Raw genomic sequence first — 16,203 nt, 5'->3', positions numbered from 1 at the left:
CACTATCAGAGTCGTTCTTATAACTATTTAATACGCACCATTCAGTTAATAACAACTCTTTTTCAGTCAGGTTTTCGATGAATTTCAAACCGCTGCTGGCCCTCGGCCTGACCCTTCTCGCCGCCTCCTCCCAAGTCTTCGCCGGCGCCACCCTGGACCGTATCGAGCAGAAAAAGGAACTGGTCGGGGTGCTGATGGAAAGCTACCCGCCCTTCTCTTTCCTCAATGAGCAGAACCAGCTGGACGGCTTCGACGTCGACGTGGCCAAGGCCGTGGCCGACAAGCTCGGGGTCAGGCTGCGCCTGGAAACCCCGTCCTGGGATGTGATCGCCGCCGGGCGCTGGAGCGGGCGCTACGACATCTGCATCTGCTCCATGACCCCGAGCAAGGCCCGCGCCGAGGTCTTCGACTTCCCGGTGCAGTACTACGCCTCGCCGGCGGTGATCGTGGTCAACGCCAAGGACGAACGGATCCACGGCGCCCAGGACCTGAGCGACAAGAAGGTCGGCCTCACCGCCGCCTCCAGCTACGAGGGCTACCTGAACAAGAACCTGGTGATCGAAGGCGCCGAGGACACCCACCTGCAATACCCCTTCGAGAATGTGCAGATCGCCCCCTATGACACTGACAACGTGGCCTTCCAGGACCTTGGCCTGGGCCCGGGTGTACGCCTGGATGCGATCCTCACCAACCTGGTCACCGCCCAGCCGCGCCTGACCCAGGACTCGCGCTTCAAGCTGGCCGGCGAGCCGCTGTACGCCGAGCCCAACTCGGTGGCCATCGAGAAAGGCGATGCCCAGTGGAATGCCAAGGTGCGTGAAGTCTTCGCCCAGCTGAAGCAGGACGGCACCCTGAGCAAGCTGTCGCAGAAATGGATCGGCGCCGACATCAGCCAATGACCGCCTACACGCCCCCGCCTCAGCCACCGCAACCGGTGGCCGAGCCGCTGCTCAAGCGCCTGCTGGGCTTTCGCACCCGCCTGTACCTGACCTGGGCCGCGTTGCTGGTGCTGTTCGCCAGTTTCTTCCTGAGCTTCGAGCTGAAGTTCTCGATCATCCTCGACAAGCTGCCGAACCTGCTGGGCCTGCACCTGTCCCCCAGTGGTTTCCTCCAGGGCGCCGCGCTGACCCTGTTCCTCTGCGCCTGCTCCATCGTCGCCTCGTCGCTGCTGGGCTTTGTCACCGCCCTGGCGCGCCTGTCGTCCAGCGCCGTGGCCTTCGGCATCGCCAGCTTCTACGCCTCGTTCTTTCGCGGCACACCGCTGCTGATCCAGATCCTGCTGATCTACCTCGGCCTGCCGCAACTGGGGGTGGTGCCAGGCGCCATCACCGCCGGGATCATCGCCCTGTCGCTGAACTACGGCGCCTACCTCAGCGAGATCTTCCGCGCCGGCATCCTCGGCGTGCCCCACGGCCAACGCCAGGCCGCCCTGGCCCTGGGCATGAGCGACAGCGTGATCTTCTGGCAGGTGACCCTGCCCCAGGCCATGCGCACCATCATCCCGCCGGCCACCAACCAGTTCATCTCGATGCTCAAGGACTCGTCACTGATCTCGGTGATGGGAGTCTGGGAAGTGATGTTCCTGGCCCAGTCCTACGGCCGTTCCAGCTACCGCTACATCGAGATGCTCAGCACCGCAGCGCTGATCTACTGGCTGCTGTCCATCGGCCTGGAACTGATCCAGGCGCGGATGGAAAGGCATTACGGCAAGGGTTACGCCAAGCGCGGGTGAGGCTCAAGGGCGCAGGGAAACCACGCCCATCTGCAGGCCGAAAGGCTTGAACACCGCGTTCAGCGACTTGAGGGTCGGGTTGCCGTCGCCGTGTTCGATATGGATCAGGGTACGCAGGGAAATCCGGCACATCCTGGCGAACTGGCTCTGATGCAACCCGGTGACTTCAGTGCGCAGGCGCTTGACCGCATCGCCAATCGACAAACGCCCAGCGGCCAGTTCCTGGCGGATGTTATCGATCAGCAGGCCGCGCTGTTCCAGGGTCGTAGTCATCGCAAACCCCACTCCTGCAGGCGTCGATCCAGGTCACGCAGGTAAATGCGCGGGTGATTCAGGGTGGCCTCGGGCAAGCCCCCGGCACTGAGCAGGTCCGGCAGGGCCCGTAGCCGTTCGGCATCTTCGCGCAGGCGCGTCAGCGCAGCATCGGGATCGATCAGCGGCTTGAGGCTGGCACACACCTGGCGCCAGTCGATATCACCCGCCACTTCCATCCGGCCGGGCCATTTGGTGCTGCGGGTTATGCCCTTGTCATCCATCACTCGCGGCGCCAGATCGTGGATCGGCGCCAACTGCACCTGACCCTCCTGGCGGATGATCCAGGTGTTGCGCCCATGGTTGGCCGAGTTGCCAAGGATCTTGTTGAGCAGGTCCCGACGCAGGTAGTCGGCCACCAGCTCCGGGATCGCCGAGGCCTGCCCGGCGGTGCGCCAGAGTTCGGCCAGCAGCCCCAGGACCTTGGTGTGCCGCATGCCCAGGCTCTGGCCGGGCAACCCCGCCAGGGAATAGATGGACTCCAGCGCCAGCCGTTCCACACCCTGCCCGTGCAGGCGACGATCAAAGCGTCGCATCCACAGGCTTGGCTGCCGCTCCTCTTCCAGGGCCAGGCCCTGGGCGGAAACCGTATCGATGCCCAGCTGCTGCAGCGCCCGGTAGTAGTGGAACTCGCTTCTGAGCATGTCGCCGTCATTTGGCGTCGCCTGCTCTGGAAGGCATTTCACCAGCCAGTGGCACGCCGCCAACCTGTCTTGCAGCAGCGCATCGGGGTACAGCAACCCGTCGCGAGCCTGGGTCAGCAGCAGCTTCGGTGCCTCGCCAGCGGCACCTGTGGCACCGCTCATTGCCGCTCCCTGTTCATGGGCGTATTCAAGAAAGCGGTTGTCGCGGGCGCTCACCTCGGCCCGGGAGAACCCCAGCAGCGGCCGTTCATTCATGCCGGAAAGGGATTCCTTGATCCGCAGATTGCCCATGGGGGCCGCGCTGGATCGGGCCAGCAGGAACAGGTCAGGGGCAATGCCGGCGGGGCGCGCGCCCACCGAGCGCTCGGCCAAAAAACGCTGCATGGTGAGCGTCGGCGCAATGTCATACAGGAACGCCGGGGCGCCGGGGCTTCGCAGCAGTTCCCAGGTCAGCGGCAAACGCACACTCACCGATCCCGCCAGCGGCGTGGCAAAGGCTTCCAGATTGCCTGCCAGGTACGATTGCTCATAACCCAGACGGCAAGGGCTGGTGAAGCCCTGCTCGGGATGCTCGAAAATCAGGGTCATCGCATCGCTCCACGTACCGGCGCGATGGACCTGTAAAGTCAGCTGCAGCATTCATTACCTGCAATTTAATACACTCTAGGTGCGTCATTACCTCTGCGAAATGCATTGTAATGCAGATACAGCCGTTTTTTGCAGACAATAAGTGCACCAAAATGCACTCAGGCAAATCGTGGACAAAAAAAGGGAGGCCGTAGCCTCCCCGAGGTAAAGCGTTGCAGATGAAGGCCTGAACTCAGCCTTCGATCTCGATCAGGATCTCGCCCGGGTTGACCCGGTCGCCCTTGGCCACATGGATCGCCACGACCTTGCCGGCAACCGCTGCCTGGACTTCGGTCTCCATCTTCATGGCTTCGGTGATCAGTACCGCCTGGCCGGCCTTGACCGTGTCGCCTTCCTTGACCAGCACATCGACGATGTTGCCCGGCATGGTGGTGCTGACATGGCCCGGGGCGCTGGCCTGCTTGCGCTTGCTGCCACCGCCGCCGACGAATTCGTTGAGCGGCTCGAACACCACCTCTTCCGGCATGCCGTCGATGGACAGGTAGAAGTGACGCTTGCCTTCGGCCTTGACCCCGACGCCGGTGATGTCGACGCGGTAGGTTTCGCCGTGGACGTCGATGACGAACTCGGTGGGCACGCCTTCGCCGCCCGGCTTGCTCACGCCGCCCGCCTCGGGAATCGGCAGAAGCACTTCCGGAACCAGGGTGCCGGCCTCACGCTCTTCAAGGAACTTGCGCCCGATGTCCGGGAACATGGCGTAGGTCAGCACGTCTTCTTCGGAATGCGCCAGGGCGCCGATTTCGCCACGCAGCTTGGTCATTTCCGGCTTCAGCAGGTCGGCGGGACGTACATCGATCACCTCCTCGCTGCCGATCGCCTGGCGCCGCAGTTTCTCGTCAACTTCACCCGGAGCCTTGCCGTACCCGCCTTGCAGGTAGAGCTTCACTTCGTTGGTGATGGTCTTGTAGCGCTCGCCAGCCAGGACGTTGAAGAACGCCTGGGTACCGACGATCTGCGAGGTCGGGGTCACCAGCGGCGGGTAGCCCAGGTCGTGACGGACCCGTGGAATCTCGGCCAGCACTTCGTTCATGCGGTTCAGGGCGCCCTGCTCTTTGAGCTGGTTGGCCAGGTTGGAAATCATCCCGCCCGGCACCTGGTTGACCTGCACCCGGGTGTCCACCGCGGTGAATTCGCTTTCGAACTGGTGGTACTTCTTGCGCACGGCGTAGAAGTACAGGCCGATTTCCTGCAGCAGTTCCAGATCCAGGCCGGTGTCGAACTCGCTGCCTTTGAGGGCCGCGACCATGGATTCGGTACCCGGGTGGCTGGTGCCCCAGGCGAAGCTGGAAATAGCGGTATCGATATGATCCGCGCCGTTCTCGATGGCCTTGAGCTGGCACATCGCGGCCAGGCCGGCGGTGTCGTGGGAGTGGATGAACACCGGCAGCGACTGCTCGGCCTTCAGCGCCTTGACCAGCTCGCCGGTGGCATAGGGGGTCAACAGGCCGGCCATGTCCTTGATCGCCACCGAGTCGCAACCCATGGCCTCCATCTGCTTGGCCTGGGCCACGAAGGCCTCGATGGTGTGCACCGGGCTGGTGGTATAGGCGATGGTGCCCTGGGCGTGCTTGCCGGCGGCTTTCACCGCTTCGATGGCGACCCGCAGGTTACGCACGTCGTTCATGGCGTCGAAGATGCGGAACACGTCGATGCCATTGACCGCCGCCTTGGCCACGAAGGCTTTGACCACGTCATCGCTGTAATGGCGGTAGCCCAGCAGGTTCTGGCCGCGCAGGAGCATCTGCAGGCGGGTGTTGGGCAGCGCGGCGCGCAGTTTGCGCAGGCGCTCCCAGGGGTCTTCCTTGAGGAAGCGCACGCAGGCATCGAAGGTGGCGCCGCCCCAGACTTCCAGGGACCAGTAGCCGACTTTGTCGAGCTTGTCGCAGATCGGCAGCATGTCGTCGGTGCGCATGCGGGTCGCCAGCAGCGATTGGTGGGCGTCGCGCAGGATGGTGTCGGTTACATGAATCTTCTTGGACATTGTTTTATTCCTCACAGGCCTGCGTGGGCGGCAATGGCGGCGGCGATGGCCAGGGCCAGCTCTTCGGGTTTGCGCTTGATCGAGTAGTTGGTCAGTTCCGGGTGGCTCTCAACGAAGCTGGTGTTGAACTGGCCGCTGCGGAATTCCGGGTTACGCAGGATTTCCTGGTAATAGGCGGCGGTGGTCTTGACCCCTTGCAGGCGCATGTCGTCCAGGGCGCGCAGGCCCCGGTCCATCGCTTCTTCCCAGGTCAGGGCCCAGACCACGAGTTTCAGGCACATGGAGTCGTAGAACGGCGGAATGGTGTAGCCGGTGTAGATCGCCGTGTCGGTGCGCACGCCCGGGCCGCCGGGGGCGTAGTAGCGGGTGATCTTGCCGAAGCTGGGCAGGAAGTTGTTCTTCGGGTCCTCGGCATTGATCCGGAACTGCAGGGCAAAGCCGCGGTGCTGGATGTCTTCCTGTTTCACCGAGAGCGGCAGGCCGGAAGCAATGCGGATCTGCTCGCGCACGATGTCGATGCCGGTGATTTCTTCGGTGATGGTGTGTTCCACCTGCACCCGGGTGTTCATCTCCATGAAGTACACCTCGCCCTCGGCGAGCAGGAACTCCACGGTGCCGGCGTTCTCGTAGCCCACGGCCTTGGCCGCGCGCACCGACAGGTCGCCGATGTAGGCGCGCTGTTCCGGGGTCAGCTGCGGGCTCGGGGCGATCTCGATGAGCTTCTGGTTGCGGCGCTGGATCGAGCAGTCGCGCTCGAACAGGTGCACCACGTTGCCAAAGCTGTCACCGAGGATCTGCGCTTCGATGTGCTTGGGATTGACGATGCACTTTTCCAGGAACACTTCCGCCGAACCGAAGGCCTTGGTGGCTTCGGAAATGACCCGGGGGAAAGCCTGCTCCAGCTCTTCACGGCTGTTGCAACGACGGATGCCGCGCCCGCCACCACCGGAGGTGGCCTTGAGCATCACCGGGTAGCCGATGCGGTCGCCTTCGGACAGGGCTTCGTGGATATCGGCCACGTTGCCTTCGGTGCCCGGAGTCACCGGCACGCCCGCCTTGATCATGCTGCGGCGGGCTTCGGTCTTGTCGCCCATGCGGCGGATCACTTCCGCCGACGGGCCAATGAACTTGATGCCACGTTCGGCGCAGATGTCCGCCAGTTCGGCGTTCTCCGAGAGAAACCCATAGCCGGGATGCAGCGCATCACAGCCGGTTTCCACCGCCAGATTCACCAGTTTGCGTGGGTTCAGGTAGCCGGCCAGCGGCTCGGCGCCAATGCTGTGGGCCTCATCCGCGCGCTTTACATGCAAGGCATGGCGATCGGCGTCGGAGAAGATCGCTACCGAACGGATGCCCATTTCCGCGCAGGCACGCACGATTCGTACGGCAATCTCACCACGGTTGGCGATCAGGATCTTTTTTATCACTTGGAGGTTCCCTTGAGCCGTTGAAACAGACGACCCGCTAGACCGAGTCGGCGCGTGACCAAATGTTTCAAGTCAGTCGCAGCGACACACTAGCTCTGCAGAGGGATTAACAAAAATCAATAATTATTGGGTTGGCCATAAGTAAAGACTTATAGTCATGCCACCAGCCCTTGGCGCGAGCCCTCAAGAAATGCGCAAGTCCTTGATGAGACTGACATTGCGTCAGTTGCAGATTTTCAATGAAGTCTGCGATCTACGCTCCTACAGCCGCGCCGCCGATGAAATGTCCCTCACCCAGCCCGCGGTCAGCCTGCAGATTCGCCAGTTGGAGGAGCTGATCGGCCAGCCTCTGTTCGACTATGTGGGCAAGAAGCTCTACATGACCGAAGCCGCCGAAGCGCTGCAACGGGCCAGCCGGGACATCTTCGGGCGCCTGGAGAACCTGGACATGCAGCTCTCGGACATGCAGGGTTCGCTGCAGGGCCAGCTCAAGCTGGCCATCGAATCCAGCGCCAAGTACTTCGTGCCGCACCTGTTCGCCGCCTTCAAGCGCCAGCACCCGGAAGTGCACCTGCAACTGACGGTGGTCAACCGCTCCCAGGTGATCCGCCGCCTCTCGGACAATCGCGACGACCTGGTGATCATGTCCATGGTGCCCCAGGACATGGAGCTGGAGTTCCTGCCCTTTCTCAACAACCCGATCGTCGCGGTGGCCCCGCCGGAGCACCCCTTGAGCCACATGGGCCCGCTGCGCCTGCAGGACCTGGAGCCCTACACGCTGGTGCTGCGCGAACAAGGCTCAGGCACACGCCTGGCATGCGAGGAGTATTTCAAGGAGAAGCGCGTGCACTTCACCCAGATCCTCGAAGTGTCGTCGGCCGAGGCTCAGCGCGAGTGCGTGCGGGCGGGTCTGGGCGTGGCCTTGTTGACGCGCCACGCCCTGAACCTTGAGTTGGCGACCGGCGGGTTGGTCGAGTTGCCGGTCGAAGAGCTGCCATTGCTGCGCAGCTGGTGCCTGGTGCAGGCCAAAGCCAAGCGCCTGTCACCGGTAGCGCATGCGTTCCTGGGATTCATCCGCAGCGAACGGGTGCAGATCAGCGGCTTGGTTGAACGCTTCGACGGGAAGCCGCGGGTGCCGCCTGCCAGTAATTGACGGCTTCAAGCTCGGGGTAATCGTTGATTTGCTGCTGCAACTGACGCAGCTCGAAGCGGTGTTCGATCGCACGACGAAATTCCATGCGGCGCTGGTCTTCCTGCTGACGACGGGTCTTGACTGCGCTGTTGCTCTCTTCGTAAGGCCGGGCCATTTCGAGTCTCCCAATGCGAGTACGGAAGCTTCACGATGGACGTCGGCGGTTACGGTTTGGCTGCGGGTCGGTTACAGGACGATGAACATTCACAGCGCCTAGCTCTCTGTAGGAGCTGGCTTGCCAGCGAAGGCGTCCTTAAAACCCAGAGGCCACATCACCGGCCAGAGAGACTCAGTCGTCCAGGGCTTTGACCGACTTGGGCGACAGGCGCAGGCTGCGCAAGCTGCGCTTGACGCTCTTGAGGTGGTTCACCAGGCTCGGGCCGCGGGCCATGGCCACGCCCATGGCCAGCACGTCGATCACCACCAGGTGGGCGATACGCGAGGTCAGCGGGGTGTAGATCTCGGTGTCTTCATGCACGTCGATGGCCAGGTTGACCGTGGACAGCTCGGCCAAGGGCGTCTGGCTCGGGCACAGGGTGATCAGCGAGGCGCCGCTTTCACGCACCAGGTTGGCGGTGATCAGCAGGTCCTTGGAACGCCCGGACTGGGAGATGCAGATGGCCACGTCGGTGGGCTTGAGGGTCACCGCCGACATCGCCTGCATGTGCGGGTCGGAATAGGCCGCTGCGGTCAGCAGCAAGCGGAAGAACTTGTGCTGGGCATCCGCCGCTACCGCGCCCGAGGCACCAAAGCCGTAGAACTCCACGCGCTGGGCCTGGGACATGGCGGTTACCGCCTGCTGCAGGGCCACCGGGTCGAGCTTCTCGCGCACCTCCATCAGGGTATGCAGGGTGGTGTCGAAGATCTTCAGGCTGTAGTCGGCGACCGAATCGTCTTCATGAATCGCGAACTGGCCGAAGCTGGCCCCGGCGGCAAGGCTCTGCGCCAGCTTGAGCTTGAGGTCCTGGAAGCCGGAGCAGCCGATGGCCCGGCAGAAGCGCACGATGGTCGGCTCACTGATGCCCACGCTGTGGGCCAGGTCCGCCATGGAACTGTGCATCACGGCCGCAGGATCAAGGAGCACGTGATCGGCGACCTTGAGTTCCGATTTGCGTAACAAATGACGTGACTGGGCGATGTGCTGCAACAGGTTCAAAGGGCTGGACTCATTGTTATTGGCTGACGCCGGGGATGTAGCAAGCTTGTAGTTATACTACAGGAATCGGCTTTTTGCCCGCCCAATGCATCACGAAGTTGCCTGCCTGCCCCCCATTTTCAGCCGGGTACGACTTATGTAGCCGTTGTGGCAGGCAGCTCTGGCGGCTACTGGCTCTGGGCCCGCAACAGCAGTGCGAGGCCTTCGGCGGCCACCGGGCGGCTGATCAGGTAGCCCTGCACCTCGTCGCAGTGTTCCGCCTTGAGGAAGGCCAGTTGCGCCGGGTCTTCCACACCCTCGGCCACCACTTTCAACGACAGCCCGTGAGCCATGGCGATGATCGCCCGGGTGATGGCCGCGTCCTCGCCGCCCTCGGCCAGGCCGCGAATGAAGGCCTGGTCGATCTTCACGTAATCCACCGGGATCCGTTTCAGGTAACTCAGGGACGAATAGCCAGTGCCGAAGTCGTCGATGGCCAGCTTGACCCCCAGGCCCCGCAGTTGCTGGAAGGTCGCGATGATGTGCTCGACGCTGTCCAGCAATTGGCTTTCGGTCAGTTCCAGTTCGAGAAAATGCGGCTCCAGGCCGGTTTCTTCCAGCACCTGGCGCACCAGGCTCACCAGCTTGCCCTGGCGCAGTTGATACACCGATAGGTTGACCGACACGCGAATCGGCTCCAGGCCCTGGCGTTGCCATTCACAGGCTTGCCGGCACGCCTGGCGCAACACGAACTCACCAATGGGGCCGATGAGCCCGGTCTCTTCCGCCAGGCCGATGAAATCCCCCGGCGGTACCCGACCCATGACGGGGTGATCCCAGCGCACCAGGGCCTCGGCGGCATTCAGGCGGCCGCTGGCCAGGCACAGCTTGGGTTGGTAGAAGACCGTCAACTGGCCCTCCTCTATGGCCTTGCGCAGCTGGTTTTCCAGCTGCAGGCGCTCCAGGGTGCTGGCTTGCAGGCTCTCGGTGTAGAACTGGAAATTGTTGCCGCCCAGGTGCTTGGCATGGGCCATGGCCATGTTCGCCTGGCTGATCAGGGCTGCGATCTCCCGGGCGCTGTCGGGCAGCATGCTGATGCCCATGGACGCGCTGACCACCAGTTCATGGCCCTCGACGGTGATCGGCAGGCGCAGCTTGCTCAGCAGCCGGGTAGCGACCCGGGTCAGGCTCGACAGGCTGCCGTATGCGTCGAACAGCACGGCGAACTCGTCCCCGGAAAGCCGGGCGATGGTGTCGGCTTCCGGCAAGGCATTGACCAGCCGCCGGGCCATCTTTTGCAGCAGTTGGTCGGCCACTTCATGGCCAAGGCTGTCGTTGAGCAGTTTGAAACGGTCCAGGTTGATGTGCAGCAAGGCCAGGCTGCGGCCACCCTGGCGCACCCGCTGATGGGCCTCGCGCAGGCGCTCGCGAAACAGCGAACGATTGGCCAACCCGGTGAGCTCGTCGTAATGGGTGAGGTAGCGCATGCGCTCCTCGGATTCACGCCGTGCCGAAAGATCGGCGAAGAAGCCCACGATATGCCGGACTTTTCCTCGCTTATCACGCACTACATTCAATTGCAGCCATTGCGGGTAGAGCTCGCCGTTCTTGCGTGTCTCCACCAACTCGCCCTGCCAGCTGCCGTACTGTTCCAGGGCCTGGTGGATCAACGGGTAGTGCCGGCGCGCATCGCGGCTGCACGACAGCTCCACTACATTGCGCCCGAGCATGTCTTCGATCTGGTAGCCGGTGACCTGGCTGAAGGCATGATTGGCGGCGATCAAGGCGTAATCGGGGTCAAGGATGACGATGCCTTCGCTGGCTGCCTCGAACACCGTGGCCGCCAGGTTGCGCTGGACCTCCAGCTCCTTGTCGGCGCTGATGTCGCGACGGGTGCCGGCCATGCGCAGCACCCGGCCACTGGGGCTGCGCTCCACGGCCCGGCCACGGTCTTCGATCCACACCCAGTGGCCGGCGCCATGGCGTACCCGGTACTCCACCTGGTAATCGTCGCTGCGGCCCTTGAGGTGCTCCACCAGGGCGCGCTTGAGCAGGGGCAGGTCTTCCGGATGCAGGCGTGGCTTGAGATGGCTGAGCATGGCCGTGACATCTTCCGGCTCCAGGCCGAACAGCTCCTTGATCTGGGTGTGATGGACCTCGTCGGTCTGCAGGTTCCAGTCCCACAGCCCCAGCTCGCTGGCGTTCAGGGCCAGGGCCAGGCGCGCCTCGCTCTTGCTCAGGGCCTGGTTGGCGGCGTCCAGCTCCAGGCTGCGCTGGGCCACCCGCTGCTCCAGCCCGGCCTGGGCTTGGCGCAGCTGCTCCTCGGCACGGCGGCGCTGCTCCACTTCCCGGGCCAGCTCGCGGTTGAGCTGATCGCTGCGGCCCTGGGCATTCTGCAGGTGCTCGATCAGGGCCTGGTTCTGAAAGCGCCGCAGCAGGCCGCGCTGGATCAGGCGATTGACCTGCCAGGCCACCACACTCAGGGAAACCAGCAGTATCAGCCCGAGCCAGCCCCAGCCACGCTGCTGGTCGTCGCCGCCCCAGAACAGGTAGGCGATGGCCGGCAACAGACATGGCAAGGTGAATGAAAGGAAGGCCTGCAGGCTCACCGCGTAGGCCACGCTGGCGGAAAGGATGGCCGCACCGATCAGGCCGAAGACCCAGGCCTGCTGCAAAAAACTGTCGGTAGGCATCAGGGCGATGCCGGCGCAGGCCAGGGTCAGGCCACTGACCGCCGAGCCCAGGAGAAACATGCGTTGCCACACCGGCTGTGCCTGGCGGCTGGGAATCGCCGAATCGAAGGCCGCCACCTGGATCACCCGCAAGGCCACCAGGGCCAGCAGCCAGACCATCCACACACTGAGCAATAGATAGCGCGTCGGGTTCCATAACAGCCAGGTGCACACCAGGCCGTTGAGCAACATGAACAAGGTAGGCAGCAACGAACCCTGGTACAGCAGGCGCGTACGCTCCACTGCCATCTCCACGGCATAGTGCTGGCGGATGACCCGGGGCTCCACAAAGGGCCCGGACAGGTCGGGGTTAGGTGTCATAGGCAGTGTTCTTATAATGGTTGAGCCCGAAACGTCGCCGGAGCATACACAAGCAAAGCCCCGAGCCAAACTGCTCTAGGTCATAAAATAGATAAAACCGGATGGCCCGGCTTGCACCCTGAAAGCGCCCGGGCGAGAAGCGCCAATGGCTGGGGCCTGTGACCAACCGGTCGTCATCGGCGGCTGTTTTATCGGCTAATGCAAAGCCGGGTTTGCCCGGGGTGGCGCCGCCCCCTAGAATGCCCCGATGCGCGATGATCTCTCCCTCCTGTTGAACTCCCTCAACGACGCCCAACGCCAGGCCGTAGCCGCCTCCGTGGGTCGTCAGTTGGTCCTGGCCGGTGCTGGCTCCGGCAAAACCCGTGTGCTGGTGCACCGTATCGCCTGGTTGATCCAGGTCGAGAACGCCTCACCCCACTCGATCCTGTCGGTGACCTTCACCAACAAGGCCGCCGCCGAGATGCGCCACCGCATCGAACAACTGCTGGGCATCAACCCGGCAGGCATGTGGGTCGGCACCTTCCACGGCCTGGCCCACCGCCTGTTGCGGGCCCACTGGCAGGAAGCCGGGCTGAGCCAGACCTTCCAGATCCTCGACAGCGACGACCAGCAGCGCCTGGTCAAGCGGGTGATCCGCGAGCTGGGCCTGGACGAGCAGCGCTGGCCGGCCCGCCAGGCCCAGTGGTTCATCAACGGGCAGAAGGACGAAGGCCTGCGCCCGCAACATATCCAGGCCAGTGGCGACCTGTTCCTGGCCACCATGCGCGGCATCTATGAGGCCTACGAGGCCGCCTGCCAGCGCGCCGGGGTCATCGACTTCTCCGAACTGCTGCTGCGGGCCCTGGACCTGTGGCGCGACCACCCGGGTTTGCTGGCGCACTACCAGAAGCGTTTCCGCCATGTGCTGGTGGACGAGTTCCAGGACACCAACGCCGTGCAATACGCCTGGCTGCGATTGCTGGCCCAAGGTGGCGACAGCCTGATGGTGGTGGGCGACGACGACCAGTCGATCTACGGCTGGCGCGGGGCGAAAATCGAGAACATCCACCAGTACTCCGCCGACTTCCCGGACACCGAAGTGATCCGCCTGGAGCAGAACTACCGCTCTACTGCCGGCATCCTCAAGGCTGCCAACGCCCTGATCGCCAACAACACCGGGCGCCTGGGCAAGGAGCTGTGGACCGACGGCGGCGACGGCGAAGCCATCAACCTGTATGCCGCCTTCAACGAGCACGATGAAGCCCGCTATGTGGTGGAAACCATCGAGAGCGCGCTGAAGACCGGCCTGGCCCGCAGCGACATCGCCATTCTCTACCGCTCCAACGCCCAGTCCCGGGTGCTGGAAGAAGCCTTGTTGCGCGAACGCATTCCGTACCGCATCTATGGCGGCCAGCGCTTCTTCGAGCGGGCGGAAATCAAGAACGCCATGGCTTACCTGCGCCTCCTGGAAGGCCGTGGCAACGACGCAGCCCTGGAGCGGGTGATCAACGTGCCAGCTCGGGGCATCGGCGAGAAGACCGTCGAAGCCATCCGCGAGCATGCGCGCCACAGCGATGTATCGATGTGGGAAGCCATGCGCCAGCTGGTGGCCAATAAAGGCCTGACCGGGCGCGCTGCAGGTGCGCTGGGGGCCTTTATCGAACTGATCGAAAACCTCGCCGCCAAGACCCTGGAAATGCCCCTGCACCTGATGACCCAGACCGTCATCGAGCAGTCGGGGCTGATTGCCTACCACGAAGCGGAAAAAGGCGAAAAAGGCCAGGCCCGGGTGGAAAACCTCGAGGAACTGGTGAGCGCCGCGCGCAACTTCGAGAACACCGAAGAGGATGAAGACCTGACGCCCCTGGCGGCATTCCTCGGCCACGCTTCCCTGGAAGCCGGCGATACCCAGGCCGACGAGCATGAAGACAGCGTGCAACTGATGACCCTGCACAGCGCCAAGGGTCTGGAGTTCCCCTACGTGTTCCTGGTGGGCATGGAAGAAGGCCTGTTCCCCCACAAGATGAGCCTGGAAGAACCCGGCCGCCTTGAGGAAGAACGCCGGCTGGCGTATGTGGGCATTACCCGGGCCATGCAGAACCTGGTGATGACCTACGCGGAAACCCGACGCTTGTACGGCAGCGAAACCTACAACAAGGTGTCGCGTTTCGTGCGCGAGGTGCCCAAGGGGCTGATTCAGGAAGTGCGGCTATCCAACAGCGTCAGCCGGCCTTTCGGCGGCGGCCAGTCACAAAGTACCAGCAGCCTGTTCGGCGGCAGCGAAATCCCGGACACCGGACTGAGCCTCGGCCAGGCGGTACGGCACTCGGTGTTCGGCGACGGGGTGATCCTCAATTTCGAGGGCGCCGGCGCCCAGGCCCGGGTCCAGGTCAACTTCAGCGAAGGCAGCAAGTGGCTGATGCTGGGCTACGCCAAGCTGGAAGCCATCTAACCCCACCCGACCTTAGGAGCCGGCGTGCCGGCGAATCTCACTGGCGAAGGCCGGCACCAAGGCCTCTTCGCCGGCAAGCCGGCTCCTACAGCTCAGTGCAGAAAGGGAAGCGCGAACATGGGCTCAGGCTTTTTTTCCTCTTGGACATTCTGGGCCTTGTTGTCGGCAACTTTCGCCGCTTTGACGGCGATCTTCGCCAAAGTCGGGATAGAAAACGTCAATTCAGACTTCGCCACCCTGCTGCGCACCGTGGTGGTACTGGTCAGCCTGGCCTTGATTTTGTACGCAACGGGCCAATATCAGTCCCTGGGATCGATTTCTCCCAAAAGCTACCTGTTCCTGCTGCTGTCCGGGCTGGCCACGGGCGCCTCCTGGCTATGTTATTTCCGCGCCTTGAAACTCGGCCCCGCTTCATTGGTGGCGCCGGTGGACAAGCTCAGCGTGGTGTTCGTCGCGATCATCGGCGTGTGCCTGCTGGGAGAGAAGCTCGACCTGCGGCAGTGGAGCGGAATCGGCTTGATCACCGCAGGTGTGGTGCTACTGGCACTGCGCCGCTAACGGCTTTCGGGTTGAACCAGAGCCAGGTCTGCGGGGACCAAAAACCTATCGGCGAGCATGACGCCTGGCGAAGCTGAACCGAGGCTGTCAGGCAAAAGCCCGAAACATTATGCCGCTCGCCACTGACACTTCACCTGTGCAATATGGCGCGCGTGCCATCCACAAATGGGAACCCCCTTTATGAAACGTTTTCTTAGCATCGCCATGGCGCTGTGCATCGGCCTGACGATGAGCCTCGACGCCAACGCCAAGCGCTTTGGTGGCGGCAAAAGCGTCGGCGCTGCCCCGACCCACCAAACCCGCCAGGCGGCGCCAACCGCTCCGGGCGCTCCCGCCGCTGCAGCCACCGCGGGCGCAGCCGGTGCCGCGGGCGCTGCTGCCAAGGCCGGCGGTGCTTCGCGCTGGCTCGGCCCTCTGGCCGGCATCGCTGCCGGTGGCCTGCTGGCCTCCATGTTCATGGGCGGCGGCTTCCAGGGCATGCAGATCTTCGACATCCTGATCATGGCGGTCATCGCCTTCGTGATCTTCCGCTTCATTGCCGCTCGTCGCCGCAAGCAGCAGGAGCAATACGCTCCAGCCGGCCACGCGCCGATGCAGCGCGAAGCCTTCGAGCCTCAGCAGCCTGCCGGCGGTTCGATCTTCGGTGGTTCGCCAGCGCCTGCCGCGCGTCCGGTAATCAACGCACCGGCCTGGTTCAATGAAGAGCGCTTCATTGAAGCGGCGCGCAACCACTTCCAGTCCCTGCAGCAACACTGGGACGCCAACGAAATGGACAAGATCGCCGAGTTCGTGACCCCACAGATGCTGCAGTTCCTCAAGCAGGAACGTGCCGATCTGGGCGACGGCTTCCAGTCGACCTACATCGACAACCTGCAGGTGCAGCTCGAAGGTGTGGATGACCGTGCCGACAAGACCATCGCCACACTGACCTTCAGCGGTGTGTCGAAGACCTCGCGCTTCGACCAGGGCGAAGTGTTCAGCGAAAGCTGGAACATGGAACGCGCCCAGGGCGACAACCAGCCATGGCTGGTAGCAGGTATCCGCCAGAACGGCTGATTCATTCTGCTGTCACAGCTGTAAGGCAAAACCC

Annotated in this window: 13 protein-coding genes; 6 read left to right on the top strand and 7 right to left on the bottom strand. The window is 63.3% G+C overall.

Going from position 1 to position 16,203, the window contains the following annotated elements; translation table 11 throughout:
- Positions 1 to 77 precede the first annotated feature (77 nt).
- A complete protein-coding gene (locus tag KCG88_RS17290; RefSeq protein ID WP_047338161.1) occupies positions 78 to 899 on the top strand; it encodes an ABC transporter substrate-binding protein in 822 nt (273 codons plus the stop codon).
- On the top strand, positions 896 to 1,732 hold the full coding sequence (locus KCG88_RS17285) for an amino acid ABC transporter permease (protein WP_047290083.1): 837 nt from the start codon (positions 896 to 898) through the stop codon (positions 1,730 to 1,732). The genes KCG88_RS17290 and KCG88_RS17285 overlap by 4 nt, the downstream gene beginning before the upstream one ends.
- 3 nt (positions 1,733 to 1,735) lie before the next feature.
- Here the strand turns inward: KCG88_RS17285 and KCG88_RS17280 are convergent, their stop codons facing one another.
- The 4 genes from KCG88_RS17280 to KCG88_RS17265 all read right to left on the bottom strand — a co-directional run bounded on the left by KCG88_RS17280 (position 1,736) and on the right by KCG88_RS17265 (position 6,744).
- Positions 1,736 to 2,005, bottom strand: a complete 270-nt coding sequence (locus KCG88_RS17280) for a helix-turn-helix transcriptional regulator (protein WP_047290086.1) — start codon at positions 2,003 to 2,005, stop codon at positions 1,736 to 1,738.
- A complete protein-coding gene (locus tag KCG88_RS17275; protein ID WP_210712782.1) occupies positions 2,002 to 3,276 on the bottom strand; it encodes a HipA domain-containing protein in 1,275 nt (424 codons plus the stop codon). The genes KCG88_RS17280 and KCG88_RS17275 overlap by 4 nt, the downstream gene beginning before the upstream one ends.
- Positions 3,277 to 3,508: 232 nt before the next feature.
- Entirely contained in the window at positions 3,509 to 5,317 is a 1,809-nt protein-coding gene (oadA, locus tag KCG88_RS17270) for a sodium-extruding oxaloacetate decarboxylase subunit alpha (RefSeq protein ID WP_047338163.1), read from the bottom strand.
- Positions 5,318 to 5,328: 11 nt separating this feature from the next.
- Complete coding sequence (locus tag KCG88_RS17265; RefSeq protein WP_015637534.1) at positions 5,329 to 6,744, bottom strand: acetyl-CoA carboxylase biotin carboxylase subunit; 1,416 nt, start codon at positions 6,742 to 6,744, stop codon at positions 5,329 to 5,331.
- A 190-nt stretch (positions 6,745 to 6,934) separates the two neighbouring features.
- Here KCG88_RS17265 and KCG88_RS17260 point away from each other — a divergent pair, with 190 nt between their 5' ends.
- Positions 6,935 to 7,897: a LysR family transcriptional regulator gene (locus KCG88_RS17260; RefSeq protein ID WP_047290092.1), complete on the top strand. Its 963-nt coding sequence runs from the start codon at positions 6,935 to 6,937 to the stop codon at positions 7,895 to 7,897.
- Here the strand turns inward: KCG88_RS17260 and KCG88_RS17255 are convergent.
- The 3 genes from KCG88_RS17255 to KCG88_RS17245 form a co-directional block, all read right to left on the bottom strand.
- Positions 7,839 to 8,051 (bottom strand): hypothetical protein, encoded by a 213-nt coding sequence (locus tag KCG88_RS17255; RefSeq protein WP_080965482.1) that lies wholly within the window; start codon positions 8,049 to 8,051, stop codon positions 7,839 to 7,841. The two genes, KCG88_RS17260 and KCG88_RS17255, sit on opposite strands and share 59 nt — an antisense overlap.
- Positions 8,052 to 8,225: 174 nt before the next feature.
- Positions 8,226 to 9,092, bottom strand: a complete 867-nt coding sequence (hexR, locus tag KCG88_RS17250) for a transcriptional regulator HexR (protein ID WP_011064325.1) — start codon at positions 9,090 to 9,092, stop codon at positions 8,226 to 8,228.
- 167 nt (positions 9,093 to 9,259) lie between these two features.
- Entirely contained in the window at positions 9,260 to 12,124 is a 2,865-nt protein-coding gene (locus tag KCG88_RS17245) for an EAL domain-containing protein (RefSeq protein ID WP_047338165.1), read from the bottom strand.
- A gap of 247 nt (positions 12,125 to 12,371) precedes the next feature.
- On the opposite strand from KCG88_RS17245, the gene uvrD reads away from it, so the two are divergent.
- The 3 genes from uvrD to KCG88_RS17230 all read left to right on the top strand — a co-directional run bounded on the left by uvrD (position 12,372) and on the right by KCG88_RS17230 (position 16,169).
- Complete coding sequence (gene uvrD / locus KCG88_RS17240; RefSeq protein ID WP_011064327.1) at positions 12,372 to 14,555, top strand: DNA helicase II; 2,184 nt, start codon at positions 12,372 to 12,374, stop codon at positions 14,553 to 14,555.
- Between the two features lie 117 nt (positions 14,556 to 14,672).
- On the top strand, positions 14,673 to 15,113 hold the full coding sequence (locus KCG88_RS17235) for an EamA family transporter (RefSeq protein WP_047290249.1): 441 nt from the start codon (positions 14,673 to 14,675) through the stop codon (positions 15,111 to 15,113).
- A 180-nt stretch (positions 15,114 to 15,293) separates the two neighbouring features.
- Positions 15,294 to 16,169, top strand: a complete 876-nt coding sequence (locus KCG88_RS17230) for a Tim44 domain-containing protein (RefSeq protein ID WP_047290098.1) — start codon at positions 15,294 to 15,296, stop codon at positions 16,167 to 16,169.
- Positions 16,170 to 16,203 lie beyond the last annotated feature (34 nt).

Source organism: Pseudomonas sp. MWU349 (assembly GCF_017947325.1).
Taxonomy (GTDB): domain Bacteria; phylum Pseudomonadota; class Gammaproteobacteria; order Pseudomonadales; family Pseudomonadaceae; genus Aquipseudomonas; species Aquipseudomonas protegens.
This window is presented reverse-complemented; position numbering and strand designations above follow the sequence as displayed.

What these genes read in the sequence shown, in the direction of transcription:
- KCG88_RS17230 (WP_047290098.1), top strand. Translation starts at nt 15,294, where the DNA reads ATGAAACGTTTTCTTAGCATCGCCATGGCGCTGTGCATCGGCCTGACG.
- KCG88_RS17280 (WP_047290086.1), bottom strand. Translation starts at nt 2,005, where the DNA reads ATGACTACGACCCTGGAACAGCGCGGCCTGCTGATCGATAACATCCGC.
- KCG88_RS17285 (WP_047290083.1), top strand. Translation starts at nt 896, where the DNA reads ATGACCGCCTACACGCCCCCGCCTCAGCCACCGCAACCGGTGGCCGAG.
- KCG88_RS17260 (WP_047290092.1), top strand. Translation starts at nt 6,935, where the DNA reads ATGCGCAAGTCCTTGATGAGACTGACATTGCGTCAGTTGCAGATTTTC.
- oadA (WP_047338163.1), bottom strand. Translation starts at nt 5,317, where the DNA reads ATGTCCAAGAAGATTCATGTAACCGACACCATCCTGCGCGACGCCCAC.
- KCG88_RS17235 (WP_047290249.1), top strand. Translation starts at nt 14,673, where the DNA reads ATGGGCTCAGGCTTTTTTTCCTCTTGGACATTCTGGGCCTTGTTGTCG.
- KCG88_RS17245 (WP_047338165.1), bottom strand. Translation starts at nt 12,124, where the DNA reads ATGACACCTAACCCCGACCTGTCCGGGCCCTTTGTGGAGCCCCGGGTC.
- uvrD (WP_011064327.1), top strand. Translation starts at nt 12,372, where the DNA reads ATGCGCGATGATCTCTCCCTCCTGTTGAACTCCCTCAACGACGCCCAA.
- KCG88_RS17290 (WP_047338161.1), top strand. Translation starts at nt 78, where the DNA reads ATGAATTTCAAACCGCTGCTGGCCCTCGGCCTGACCCTTCTCGCCGCC.
- KCG88_RS17255 (WP_080965482.1), bottom strand. Translation starts at nt 8,051, where the DNA reads ATGGCCCGGCCTTACGAAGAGAGCAACAGCGCAGTCAAGACCCGTCGT.
- KCG88_RS17275 (WP_210712782.1), bottom strand. Translation starts at nt 3,276, where the DNA reads ATGACCCTGATTTTCGAGCATCCCGAGCAGGGCTTCACCAGCCCTTGC.